This window comes from Burkholderia gladioli (genome assembly GCF_000959725.1).
GTDB lineage: Bacteria > Pseudomonadota > Gammaproteobacteria > Burkholderiales > Burkholderiaceae > Burkholderia > Burkholderia gladioli.
In genome coordinates this window covers 1056593-1068421 of record NZ_CP009323.1, presented here as the reverse complement: position 1 = coordinate 1068421, position 11829 = coordinate 1056593, and the positions used below count along the sequence as shown (strand labels likewise).

Below are 11829 nucleotides of genomic sequence, written 5' to 3'. Positions count from 1 at the left end.
CGCCGCGGCGGTTCCGCCCGGCCGGCATCGAATCTTTTGGAGAAATACATGGCATCCGTCAACAAGGTCATTCTCGTCGGCAACCTGGGCGCCGACCCCGAAGTGCGCTACCTGCCGAGCGGCGATGCGGTGGCGAACATCCGCCTCGCGACGACCGATCGTTACAAGGACAAGGCCACCAACGAGTTCAAGGAAGTGACCGAGTGGCATCGCGTGGCGTTCTTCGGCCGGCTGGCCGAGATCGTCAACGAGTACCTGAAGAAGGGCTCGGCGGTGTACATCGAAGGGCGCCTGCGCACGCGCAAGTGGCAAGGCCAGGACGGCCAGGATCGTTATTCGACGGAAATCGTCGCCGACCAGATGCAGATGCTCGGCGGCCGCGGCGGCGCGGGTGGCGGCGGTGGTGGTGGTGACGATGGCTACGGTGGTGGCGGCGGCGGCGGTGGTTACGGCGGCGGCTCCGGCGGTGGCGGTTACGGCGGTGGCCGCGGCGGCGACATGGAGCGCGGCGGTGGCGGCGGTGGCCGTGCCTCGGGCGGTGGCGGCGCGCGCAGCGGTGGCGGCGGTGGCGGTTCCAGCCGCCCGAGCCAGCCGGCCAGCGGCGGCGGCTTCGACGAGATGGACGACGATATTCCGTTCTAGAGCCTACCTTATTGTTTTTTTGTTGATTGCGGCCCGCACTCCGAGAGGAGGCGGGCCTTTTCGTCTACCAACATGTTGCGTGGCCTCACTTTGAAAGCGGAACGAACTTGTGGAAATCAGTGGGCCGCTGCAAGTTTCTGACGACGGTTTGGTGTTCCGCTTCTTCAACATAAGGCAAGCCGGCAAAGCCGGCGCGTCAGACGTTCGAGTGTGTGCAACTCTGGTACCGCCCGGAAGGGCGGCTGTCCACACCCGTGTGGTGTGGGCAGCAGAGTTGTGCACACGGGGAACTCGCACCGTTACCTCACATCATCGGCACTTTTTTAGATGATGCTGCGCGTTCTCGGAGACCGCACCCGGCCGGTCAAAGCTTCTGCTCAAGTTCTGCGACGAACTGGCTAGCTGAAAGGCCCAGAGCGTCACACCAACTACATAGTTCGATAACATCCAGTCGGCGCTCGCCGCGCTCGCACTTACTGATGAAGGTCTGAGTGGTCTCAAGACGAGCCGCGACCTCTTCCTGTGTAAAGCCCGCCTCTTCTCTAGCTGCTCGCAGCAGCTTAGCGAACACAGCGTATCGGCGAGAGTAGATAGATTTTTCCATTTGCGGCTCGACGCGAAGAGCCGCAAGGTTGCAACCGATTTTGGAGTAGTCAAAAATGGACTATTTGCAAGGCAGAGCTTGTTCTGCGTCGCGCGGATTCGCGATGCCGCGCTACCGTCGAACGTCAACTTCAAGCGACGCACGTTCAACTGCAAATTTCCTTTTCAAAAATTCTTCTTGCGAAGGACGGGTCGTCCCGTCGCAGGTCGATGACGGAGAATTATTGGTGACTGCTCCTCGCGCAATGCGTCGCACGGTTTCGTGTGATAACTCGCCCGCGGTACGCCGGCTGGTAAAGACGGTTGAACGTGTGGACACCGAACTGCATCCCAAGCCCCGCTTGTGGATGGCGAACAGTAGGCAACGTGAGCTGTTTTCTTGCTTCCCACTGTTCTTTCGCGCCGTGCATCATCCTGAGTCGTACTTGGCGAACATCTCGCACTTTGGCATTCAGTGCGGCGTTGGCTGGTACCCAATCATCGAAGCGCTGGCGCGCGACGTTGAGGCCGAGCTTCGCACCTTGTGGCGAGAGCAACTTCAGTTTCCGGAGCAAATCGCCCAGATGGATAGGGCACTCCTGCATGGCCGAGCCACCTATCCCGCGCTTCCGCTCTGCACCGACATCACACAGGTCGGCGGCGAACTTACGGTAGTTCTCCTCAGTGGAAGCTGTGTCCTCCGGATGTGGAAGCGCGCATCCGAGCGCAGGTGCAAATCGCAGTTACGGGCGCTCGGCGCGTATGCGAGAGCTGCGGCAAGCCGGGCGAACTTCGGAAAGGCTATTGGCATCGCGTCTATTGCGACCAGTGCATCGCCCCAATCGCCGACCCGGGTCCGGCCGACTCGCACGGATAGGCCAGCGAAAGTTGCGGGCCTGCACGTGCGATTGCATAGGCAATTGCACCGTATATTGAGCAATATCCCATGACTACAGCATATGAGCGTACGAAAGCAGTCATCGAAACGCGCAAGCTTCTGCAACTGCTTGGCTCGTCCGCCGACACCACCACGCGCAACGAGATTCGGGACACCGCGCTGCTACTCCTTCGGCACTATCCGCTGGACGTGGACCTCGAGATATCAGCTGCGGCGATGCCGGGAATCTGGGCCGCCCCTCCGCGCTAACGCGCCGGCGCGACAAGAATCGCGAAGGAAATCCTGTCCGCTCGCGAGCTAGGGTGACGCTGCTTTGCGCTGAGAATTGGCTGGCCGAGACCCCGGCGTCGCAAACACCGACCTACCGGGAAGTAATATGACGCAACGCCTTCAGGACGTCGTTGGCAAGCTGTATCGGTCAGTAGCTGGCCACGCGCGGCAGGTATTCGCTCTGTCACGACGCGAAGCGGAAAGATTGCCCCGGCTGCCGTCAGTGGCCGTCATCTCCGTCACCGCTCCAGGACGCGCACCGGCCAATCTTGACGGCTTCGACCACGTGCTGCGTCTGAGCTTCGCCGATGTGGACTTCCTGAAACCTGGCTTGTCCAGAAAGGCAACGGAAAACCTCACTGATGCATTTACACGCAGGCACGCTGACATGATTTGCTCATTCGTCGAATGCCTACCGGACGAAATCACTGCAGTTGTCGTTCACTGTGAGGGCGGCTACTCGCGGTCGTGTGCCATAGCCCTCGGACTTCATCGGCTATATGGCTACAACGTGGAAATGGAACATCTCGGCCGCGCGAATTCCTCAATACTTTATGTGATGACCGGAGACGACTGCATGGTCTGCAGCCGTCCAGGGCGGGGCCAGCAGGTCAAGCTGGATAATGCACAGGATGTATTCAACGACGCGGTCGCAAGCAGGACGCGGCCTGAAAAAAAATTCCGCAAAACACTGCGACGGTCTGCCCATCGAAAATGAAGCAGGGCACCACTTCAAGCACTGGAGAGCGATTAAAGATTCGGTTTGCTGGCTGATTCGTCCGGCCAAACCGATACGCCCGCGGGGGTGTCGTGGCAGCGAATCCCGTACCATATGGTAAGAGTACGTCTAAATGTACGCTGGAGAGTCTTGTCATGGCACCGGAAAGATACAGGGCAATCGTATCCGAATTCGATTTCCTAATCGCTCACGCCGTTTCGATATCTCATCACCTCACAGGGCGTCCTATTGACGGTCGGCACATGCCATATGTCGACACGATTTTCACCAAACTGATTTGTCACGGCATCAGTCTTAGAAAGCTATCTCCGTCGACCGATGTCCCTCGGGGCGCGGAAATATGGGATTTGCCGTCAGCATGCGCAGTTGGACGAGCACTCATCGAGACCTACGACGCCATGGGATACATCGGGGCAGTCAATATCAGCGACGCTGAACGAGAGTTTCGAGTATTGATGTGGGAGTTGCACGACCAGAAGCGCCGTCTCGCCATGCTAGAAAGAATTCGGTCCGCCGACCCGCAAGTCGAAAGCATCCGCGCGAAAGGTGACTCACTAGCCAAGCAGATTGCCAACCACCCTTTTTATGCGAATGCATCGGATACGATAAGGAACAGAGTTGCTCGAGGCGAAGCGTGCCACTTGACCCACCGCGAGTTGAATGTAGCGAATGGAATCGACCACGGCTACTACGAGACAGTAATCATGTTTCTTTCGCAATACGTACATTCACTCCCCCTCTCACTGCATCAACTGATGCATCTCCGCGCAGGGCAGCCAGAAGCCCTTCAGCTTTCGTCGATGCCACTACAATACGCCATGCCATTCATTGCAAAGGCCATTGAGCGGATGACCGCGATATGGCCTGACAGCGAAGGCATAAGGAGTGACGAGCTTCGCCTTCTTTTGGAACAATGGCTAGCGGTAGCCACCAATGGTGTGGCTCGGTCCGATGACTGAGCCGGCAGGTTATTGCACGCATACTGACGCCTATCGGTGATTGAATTGAAACCGGGCGCCGCTGGACGAACAACAATGAGAGAAGAAAACCATGACGTGGGGAATTCCAGACCTGCTTGGGCACCTCGATAAGCTTCTGACGCCGAATCTTATTGGAACATATCGTAGCTTCGAGGTCACCGAGGTTGTTGGTTTTCATGAAAATGGACCCCCTATCAATTTTGTCAGTCTTTTGGTAGCAGAGCCTAGCCTCCCGGCCGAAACGCCCGTGTCCCCGTTCATAAATAAGAAGCCAATTCGGCTTCCGGGAACAAAGTGGAGATTCGGAATCTCTCGCTTTTGGGTCAGCCCCAATTACCTCAGCCAGGCACTTCGACATCTAGAGACGAGGGGGGAATGGAAACTTACCTCTATGCCGTTGAAGGTCGGAAAGCTATCCGCAGTACCACCGCAGTTCGTTCCCGCGGACACTCATGTTTCTCATCCCTGGAACGGCGTCCTAAAGAACAACTTTTTCGACGGCTCTCACGTTCTCGAACTCGTTGATGGTGAGAAAATTGACCATCGCTTTCTGCTCAGGGAGCCTCGACTGCTGCGCAAACTGGCAGAACTCGTGCGGCAATACGTGCCAATGGGAATCGATGGCCTATCTGACCGCATCGGCAATGTTCTCATCCAATTTCCGGTAACCGTCGCAGTCACAAAATACGGTAGAAATCAAAACGGCAAATTTTCTTTCGAGCCAGTTTGGCATTCTAGCGTCGCGGTTCGCCCACTGCGGGTTTCGTGGGAGATTTACGAAGATGCGACGATAGAAGACTTCGCATCGATGGACGTCAGTGCAGGCCCAGGAAACATTCCGGTTCATTCGAAGCGCACCGGCGCACGCTATGTTCTCTGGGACGATGCCAATGGCGTTATTCTGGGGGCGTCAGCGAGGAGTGCGTTCTTTGGCGGTCAGGTCAGTGTAACCAGCCATACAATCAATCCGACAACGCGCGAATTCCTCAAGCCACCAGCGGAGGGAGGGGCGGCCGAGCCATTCAGGCTGCTGCTCCGCGATGACCCACCAGTTCCCGCTAGCGGGCCTAGTTCGAATCCGCGAGAACCGTGGCGTTCCGAACGCATTTTCCGAGATAGTCTACATACATTACATGCTCGCAAAGAATTTGTTCAGTACAGGGGCGCAACCGGTACGGGCCGAAGCGAAGCCTTGGCCGACATAGAGTGGTTGATGGAAAAGCATGGTAGGAGCGGCGTATGGCTGTGGGACCCCTACCTGGCCGCCAACGACTTGCTAAGTACTCTTTTCCTATGCCCGTGGCCCGGTGCAGACCTGCGCGGACTAAGCGACGGCAAGACGCCGAAGGTTTGCAAGCACTGTGGAAAGAGACCGGACGAGTCGTCTAGTCATGCTTTGCACGAGTGCATCAGCACACCACGTAAGCTGGGGCGCCTGCCATGGCGGCTTGAGCAACGTGAGATGCTCGAACGGTCGAAAGGTAACTGCCAAGGGCTAACGCTCGAATTCCGAGTGCGCGAAGGTGGGGCGGGCTGGCCATTTCATGACAGGTTTTTAATTTTCCCGGCCGCCCCCGGTGGCGCCATGGCATGGTCGCTGGGAACATCAATCAACAGCGTGGGCCAACAGCACCACATACTCCAAAAAGTTCCTGACGGCGAGCTAATCCGCGAAGCGTTTCTCGACCTATGGAACTTGCTGGCCGACTCAAAATATCTCGTGTGGAAAACGCCATGAGCGAAGTTTTCGTTAGTCTCGCCCGCGAAGTATTCGCCGCCGCATGCGAAGCCGGTCGGTGCCAAATGCCTGCAGGAACGGCGAAATTTGCCGAGCATTTAGATAACGGTGGAAAATCCGCTCCCGACACTCTAGAAAGTCTTGGGCAACAGCTAGTAGCCCAATTTCCGTTCTTGCGCCATCGCTCGCTCGCGAGTGAGCAGTGCGACGAATCAGTGCGGGAAAAATGGGAAGCAGCGGTACGCGCTGTATTGGAGCGCCTGCGCAGCTGGACCGCATCTAATCCGCTTGCGTTCGAAGAGCTTTCGATATTGCTGTATACAATAGATGCGCTTGGGCTCGACTCAGCCGATGCGGAACACGTTGCATCACAGTTAAGAAACGAAGCACTAGCAGGAGGGCTATACCATTTCATATGCAGTGCGGAGGTCCGTTCGTTTTCGCCCGGACACGACCGCGTCCACAACGCGGACCAGGAAATAAAAAAGGCGGCAGCTGAAGGCAATTTCCTAAGGATAAGCCACATTGTTCCTCAAGTCATGCCGGAGCCTCGGGCAGCGCTCTGGTCAGCGGTAAGGCTGTTATGGAGACTCGACCCGGCAAAACTCGCTGACGCAGTTACCGTCAAAGACAGCGTCTTTCTCACCCTCCTGGTTCGCTTCACCCTTCAGGACGAGTTTTCTGCTCTGGCGGTCCTCGTTCCCATCACCTGGGTGAAATATGTCGGCATTGAGGACATGGAGAGTGCGCATCGACGCGCCGGCACGGACCTCAAGCAGGTCGACCTCATTCGTCAGCTACTTCTGCAAGCAGCAGATACCACCGCCTGGGCAGGGTTGCTGAATGCCTTGGTACGGGCCCCGGAAAGCGGTTCACTGGTGTGTGCCGCCTTGCCTAAAGTGCTTGCGTCCCTGCAGTTGCCACACTGGAAGGCCTTCGTATCGACGGTGAGTTTGAGTTTTTCGAAAAGGTCCGCAGACCCCATGGCCAGAATTATGGCAGCGCTCGCACTAGAGGTCGGGGACTCTGCAGCTAACGCATTGTGGTCGATGTGCTTCGACCAGTGGAACGATTGGAACTACGGAAAGAGCGAGCACCAAGTCTATCTGTTTTCTCCAACGGCCTGCGCGTTCGACTACCCGGTGGCGATGTACTACTCGAAGATTCCCGGTCACGAGCGAGACAAGTTGGAGGCTGCTCTGACACTAGCTGTCGATACGATTGAACAACAGTGGTTCAATTCGTCGACCGACCTCATCACTGAGAGAAACCGATTGTTGTGCCGCTTGCGACTTGTCGTCCATGGACGCATGCTCGCAAGCGGAGAGGTCCATTTGCTCCCCCCCGAAATCGAACCACCCGACGCGTACACGAGCGTTCGATACAGCTACTTTGAGATATAAGCGCAACTTAATCTCCGCAACAATTGCTAACGACCCGAAACGGGGGATTATCCGCGCGGAGCTCGCACTCGAATTAGCAGTTTGATGGGAATGCGCGGCGCGGGCGCGCTTCACCGACATGCGTACGATCTGCCCGAGGTTGCGTCGCAAGTCGCTGCACACCGTTCATTTGCTCGAAAATCGAAGCCCAACAGCTCCGCGCTGGCCACGCTAACGTTTGCGTGATTATTTCTGCCCCGACATCGTTGCACGCGTCGATATTTTCTATTGCACCGCAACCATAAAACACAAAATGTGGATATTGCGCGGCTCCATCTGCCTATATATAGTGAAGCGTCGGCTAGACGATTGTAGTACCTGGCCGCTCATTGCCCTAGAACAAACAATGCAGTAGTGCATGGGAAAGACACCGTGAGTTTCGGCGCATACCAGCTTCCGCCGCCCGCCGATTGGCAGGCATTCGAACGTTTTACGCGCGACCTGTTTGCCGCGCACTGGAACTATCCGACCGCTGAGATGAACGGTCGAGCCGGACAAGCGCAGGCCGGTGTCGACGTATATGGAATTAACTTCGGCACCGGAAAGCTCGAAGCCGTTCAATGCAAAGGGAAGGACGGCCGTTACGGACACTCGGTGACCAAAGAGGAACTGCGCGCCGAGGTGAAAAAAGCGCTCTTGTTCAAACCTGAGCCCAGCCACTACTATCTGGTAACGAGCAGCGCCGCAGACGTCGCTGTCCAAGAGGAAGCGCGACTAATAAGCGCCGCGCACGCAGCCGAAGGAAAGTTTGCTGTCCAGGTATTCGGCTGGGAGCAGTTACTTGCCCTACTCCAAAATTACCCGAAAGTCGCACGTGCGCATTTCCGCCCCTTGCTTGTGGCGCTATCCCAAATCGACGCGCCGGCGGAGCTAATCGCTATCTGCCATCAGTCGTTTCAGCACGCTGGCATGTTTGACGATGTGGACCCCGTAGCAGCCGCGGACGGATTTCACCCAGTGCACATGGACGCATCCGCCTTTTACGAGGGCGGCGTGCTTGATGCTCGAGGTGCTCTCGCGCTCCAACGCAATCTATATCGCGATGTGACTGCGCAACTGCGGGCTCACCCCAAAGCGACCGTGGCGTACTTCGGGATTGCACACATTCCGCTGGCAATGCATGCAGGTGCCGCTGTCTCGACCAAGCAGGCCGTGCGCCTCTACGAACTCGACGCTGCCGCAGCGGAGAGTGAGTGGAATCCTCTGCTTGACGGTGACGCGCCGCCTGACCTCGGCGTGGAACTGGTGGATATGGGCGGGCCTGTCGGTGGACCGGACGCTGTTATCCAAGTCGACGTTAGCGCACGAGTTGCTCAAGCCGATATCGGCCATACCATCGACCGACCATACCGGCACTTTGCCGTTCGAATCGCAGAGCCGAAGCGTGGGGTTATCACCCATCACGAACAAGCTAGTGCCATTGCTCAAGCATTTCGCGAAGCGCTAGACAAGATTCACAACGAGAATCCTGCGACCACCTACCACGTTTTCGCAGCGGCGCCAATGTCAGTTTCCTTCCGGCTTGGACAGATGGTGAGCTACACGATGCACCGTTCCGTACGTGCCTACAACTATTCGCAGCGCAGTACGCCGCCATACTTTTGGGCTGTAGACCTTGTAGCTGCAGACGGCCAACCTGGACAACTCTGGATTTCGGGGGAATAAGGCAATGTATGACGCGTCCAATGAATTGGCGGCCTTTTACGAGAATCACGTTCGCCTTGGCACGCAACTGCGCAACGACCTGGGCGGCTATCGCGACCTTAACCTCGACCGCCTGACTGCCGGCTTGAAGTCTCTAGGTGACAAGAGGAACGCCGTCTACAAAACGTTCGTAGATAGCAAGAATCAGGGAAGCTACGCCATGCATACCCTGAATCAGAGCGAGCACATCGACTACGACATTGACGTTGCCGTCATCTTCGAGGCGAGCGACCTCCCGGATAAAGCTGCCGATGCACGCGCTCGAGTTCGCGACGCACTGCTAGAGAAGTGCAGCAACTTCACCAAGGAACCTGAAGCGCGCAAAAATGCGGTTACGGTCTGGTATTCGGATGGGTACCACATCGACTTCGCAGTCTATCGGCGCCGAACTGACTGGTTCGGCAATCAAACGATTGAGCACGCCGGCGGTGACGAATGGACTGCACGCGACCCGATGGCATACACCAACTGGTTCAGCAAGCAAGTGGATTCGAAGAGTCCGCCGACGTACCTTGAAGTCCTCCTTGGCACGCGGGTCAACGTCGCAAAAGGTCAGTTGCGGCGCATCGTCCGGTTCGTCAAGGCATTCGCTCGGTCGCGGTCTGGATGGGCGCTGCCGGGCGGCATCATCATCACTACCCTCGTTTGCGAAGTGTATAGGCCACACCCGACCCGCGATGACGTTGCTCTCGTCCAGACGTTGAAGGCGCTGCTCGCGAGACTACAAGCTAACGTGGATGTCCAGAACCCCGTTCAACAGACCGCTTGGTTCACGTCATCAGACCGCAGGAAACGTGAGGTGGAGCGCCTTCGCGATACTCTCGCAGACAAACTGCCAAACCTCGACGTCCTGCATCAGCCGTTGTGTACGCCTGCTCAGGCATATAAAGCTTGGGACGCAATTTTCTACCACGACTATTGGACGGGTGCGCGGAAAGCTGTCGCACAATCCGCCGCGAATGGCCTCACCATTGAATGCGCGCTTGCCCGCGCGAGCAAGGGCAAGGTGTATAAAGCGCATGTAAGCGACTCGTCGGCTTTGCCGAAAGGCATTCATCTCCGCTTCATGGCGACTCCAGTGGGAGTTGAGCTTCCATACAGCGTGCGCTGGACCGTGCGCAATGAAGGCGACGAGGCACGAGAAGAAGGTCAGTTGACCCACAATAGCTTGCTGGGACCCGCAGAACCTTACTGGACCTCCACGGCCTTCAAGGGACGCCACACGATGGTTTGTGAAATCGTGAAGAATGGCCAAACGGTGCGCCAGGCCGAGCATATTGTTCGCATCGGTCCCGGAACGCGTTGCCTTTAAGCTTTCATGCAGCGGAAGGCGCGCAAACTTCAGCCCCAAAACGGCGATTCGTCGCACCGCCCCAATGGCCGGCTGCTCAAGCTGTGTGATGCCTTGAAGAGGTTGAGGATGCGCCCGTGGACAGAGACAGGCAGAAAATGTGGACTGCCCAGAGCACACTAGACACCCCCGACCCTCACGCCGCAGCCTGTTCAAAGGCCTCGGGACTCAGGCCGCCAAGATGACTATGGCGACGGGTTCGATTGTAAAAGACCTCGATGTAGTCGAAGACGTCGGCACGCGCCATATCCCGGGTTTTATAGATACGTTTGCGGATTCGCTCTTTCTTCAGGCTGCTGAAAAAGGATTCCGCCACGGCGTTGACGCTCCTATGTCAAGGGACGCGCGTCGAATCGGCCAGATCGGCCAGGATGAGCGGGTACAACTCCCTCACGATATAGCGCTTCAGGCAGCGATGAATTTCCTTGTTCGACATGCCTTCTTTGGTCCGGCGCTCGACGTAAGCACGGGTCCGAGGATCGCTTCTCATGCGCACCATTGCAATGGTCCACAAGGCATTGTTTGCAGACCGGTCGCCACCTCTGTTCAAGCGATGCCGGACCGTTTTGCCAGACGATGCCTGCAACGGGCTCGTGCCACAAAGCGCCGCCAGCGCAGCCTCACTTTTCAGGCGTTCGGGATTGTCGTCTGCGACGGCGACAAGCACTGCAGCGGTCTGTGGGCCAACACCGAATCTGTCACGAAGCCGGCTAGCGTGTTGGCTGGTCAGGCGATCAAGCATGGCATCGAGCGTATTGAGCTCCTCTGCCAGCGCCAGCCAGCGCTTGGCCAGCAAGCGCAACGTGGTCGTCAACGTTTGCAACATGGGCGTGTCGCCCAACGAGCGCAGGCGGGCACAGCTCGCAACGCATTCCGCCGTCTTCGTTTTCAGAAGGCGTTCGCGAATTTCCTGTGGCGCGCTGACTAGTAAAGCGCGCAACTGATTGATGGCTTGCGTTTTCGCTTTGACCGCGCTGCGTCTGGCAACGGAGACGGCGCGCATTGCTTCGGCAGCGCCGGACTGCTCCTTGGGAACAGCCGTTGCTCTGCCAGAAAGAACCGCGCGGGCGGCGTTTTCCGCATCAGTGGGATCGGACTTTCCTCGGGACCGGCGCATCGCCCGGTCAGGGCGATTGACTTCCAGCACCTCAATCTCGTGATCGCGTAGCACGCGGGCCAAACCCGCGCCGTAGGTGCCGGTCCCTTCTACGCCGGCGCGGCGCAGATGACCGAACGAATGCGCCCAGCTCACCAGGTTGAGATACCCTGCCGTATCGGTCGATACCGACAGCGTTCCAAGAAGTTTGCCCGTCTCGCTAATCACAGCCCCGACATGCGCATCCAGATGCGTGTCGACGCCCAGAATCACTTCGTTGTTTTGTTCCATGCGTGTTTTCGTCGTAGTGGGCACATCGCCAACCCCACTCGTAGGACAGGACACTCACGGTGCAGAACAAAGCTCCTATCAGGTCACAGACGGTGA

10 protein-coding genes and 1 pseudogene are annotated in these 11829 nt (G+C 57.5%); 8 read left to right on the top strand and 3 right to left on the bottom strand.

Annotated features, from left to right (window positions below):
• Positions 1–48: 48 nt before the first annotated feature.
• Positions 49–642, top strand: a complete 594-nt coding sequence (locus tag BM43_RS21625) for a single-stranded DNA-binding protein (protein ID WP_036049151.1) — start codon at positions 49–51, stop codon at positions 640–642.
• Positions 643–1006: 364 nt separating this feature from the next.
• Here BM43_RS21625 and BM43_RS39280 read toward each other — a convergent pair whose 3' ends face one another.
• Positions 1007–1246 (bottom strand): helix-turn-helix domain-containing protein, encoded by a 240-nt coding sequence (locus BM43_RS39280; protein WP_035945107.1) that lies wholly within the window; start codon positions 1244–1246, stop codon positions 1007–1009.
• A 924-nt stretch (positions 1247–2170) separates the two neighbouring features.
• Here BM43_RS39280 and BM43_RS21620 point away from each other — a divergent pair.
• The 7 genes from BM43_RS21620 to BM43_RS21605 all read left to right on the top strand — a co-directional run bounded on the left by BM43_RS21620 (position 2171) and on the right by BM43_RS21605 (position 10307).
• Positions 2171–2371 (top strand): BPSL0761 family protein, encoded by a 201-nt coding sequence (locus BM43_RS21620; RefSeq protein WP_035488867.1) that lies wholly within the window; start codon positions 2171–2173, stop codon positions 2369–2371.
• Between the two features lie 127 nt (positions 2372–2498).
• Entirely contained in the window at positions 2499–3110 is a 612-nt protein-coding gene (locus tag BM43_RS39275; RefSeq protein ID WP_080742091.1) for a hypothetical protein, read from the top strand.
• A 263-nt stretch (positions 3111–3373) separates the two neighbouring features.
• A complete protein-coding gene (locus tag BM43_RS40700) occupies positions 3374–4090 on the top strand; it encodes a hypothetical protein (protein WP_144417686.1) in 717 nt (238 codons plus the stop codon).
• Positions 4091–4181: 91 nt separating this feature from the next.
• Positions 4182–5849: a VPA1262 family N-terminal domain-containing protein gene (locus BM43_RS39270; RefSeq protein WP_080742090.1), complete on the top strand. Its 1668-nt coding sequence runs from the start codon at positions 4182–4184 to the stop codon at positions 5847–5849.
• Positions 5846–7252, top strand: coding sequence for a hypothetical protein (locus BM43_RS21615; protein WP_036049154.1), 1407 nt, complete (start codon positions 5846–5848; stop codon positions 7250–7252). The genes BM43_RS39270 and BM43_RS21615 overlap by 4 nt, the downstream gene beginning before the upstream one ends.
• 411 nt (positions 7253–7663) lie before the next feature.
• Entirely contained in the window at positions 7664–8956 is a 1293-nt protein-coding gene (locus BM43_RS40695; protein ID WP_144417685.1) for an SAVED domain-containing protein, read from the top strand.
• A gap of 4 nt (positions 8957–8960) precedes the next feature.
• Positions 8961–10307, top strand: coding sequence for a nucleotide-binding domain-containing protein (locus BM43_RS21605; protein ID WP_227743018.1), 1347 nt, complete (start codon positions 8961–8963; stop codon positions 10305–10307).
• 175 nt (positions 10308–10482) lie between these two features.
• Here BM43_RS21605 and BM43_RS39265 read toward each other — a convergent pair.
• Positions 10483–10668 (bottom strand): annotated as a pseudogene (locus BM43_RS39265) (IS3 family transposase); the annotation flags it as partial.
• A 12-nt stretch (positions 10669–10680) separates the two neighbouring features.
• Positions 10681–11733, bottom strand: a complete 1053-nt coding sequence (locus tag BM43_RS21600) for an IS110 family RNA-guided transposase (protein WP_036049159.1) — start codon at positions 11731–11733, stop codon at positions 10681–10683.
• Positions 11734–11829 lie beyond the last annotated feature (96 nt).

Bases quoted from the DNA above. Each gene is read 5' to 3' on its own strand.
- BM43_RS21625 (WP_036049151.1), top strand. From the start codon at position 49: ATGGCATCCGTCAACAAGGTCATTCTCGTCGGCAACCTGGGCGCCGAC.
- BM43_RS39280 (WP_035945107.1), bottom strand. From the start codon at position 1,246: ATGGAAAAATCTATCTACTCTCGCCGATACGCTGTGTTCGCTAAGCTG.
- BM43_RS21620 (WP_035488867.1), top strand. From the start codon at position 2,171: ATGACTACAGCATATGAGCGTACGAAAGCAGTCATCGAAACGCGCAAG.
- BM43_RS39275 (WP_080742091.1), top strand. From the start codon at position 2,499: ATGACGCAACGCCTTCAGGACGTCGTTGGCAAGCTGTATCGGTCAGTA.
- BM43_RS40700 (WP_144417686.1), top strand. From the start codon at position 3,374: ATGCCATATGTCGACACGATTTTCACCAAACTGATTTGTCACGGCATC.
- BM43_RS39270 (WP_080742090.1), top strand. From the start codon at position 4,182: ATGACGTGGGGAATTCCAGACCTGCTTGGGCACCTCGATAAGCTTCTG.
- BM43_RS21615 (WP_036049154.1), top strand. From the start codon at position 5,846: ATGAGCGAAGTTTTCGTTAGTCTCGCCCGCGAAGTATTCGCCGCCGCA.
- BM43_RS21605 (WP_227743018.1), top strand. From the start codon at position 8,961: ATGTATGACGCGTCCAATGAATTGGCGGCCTTTTACGAGAATCACGTT.
- BM43_RS21600 (WP_036049159.1), bottom strand. From the start codon at position 11,733: ATGGAACAAAACAACGAAGTGATTCTGGGCGTCGACACGCATCTGGAT.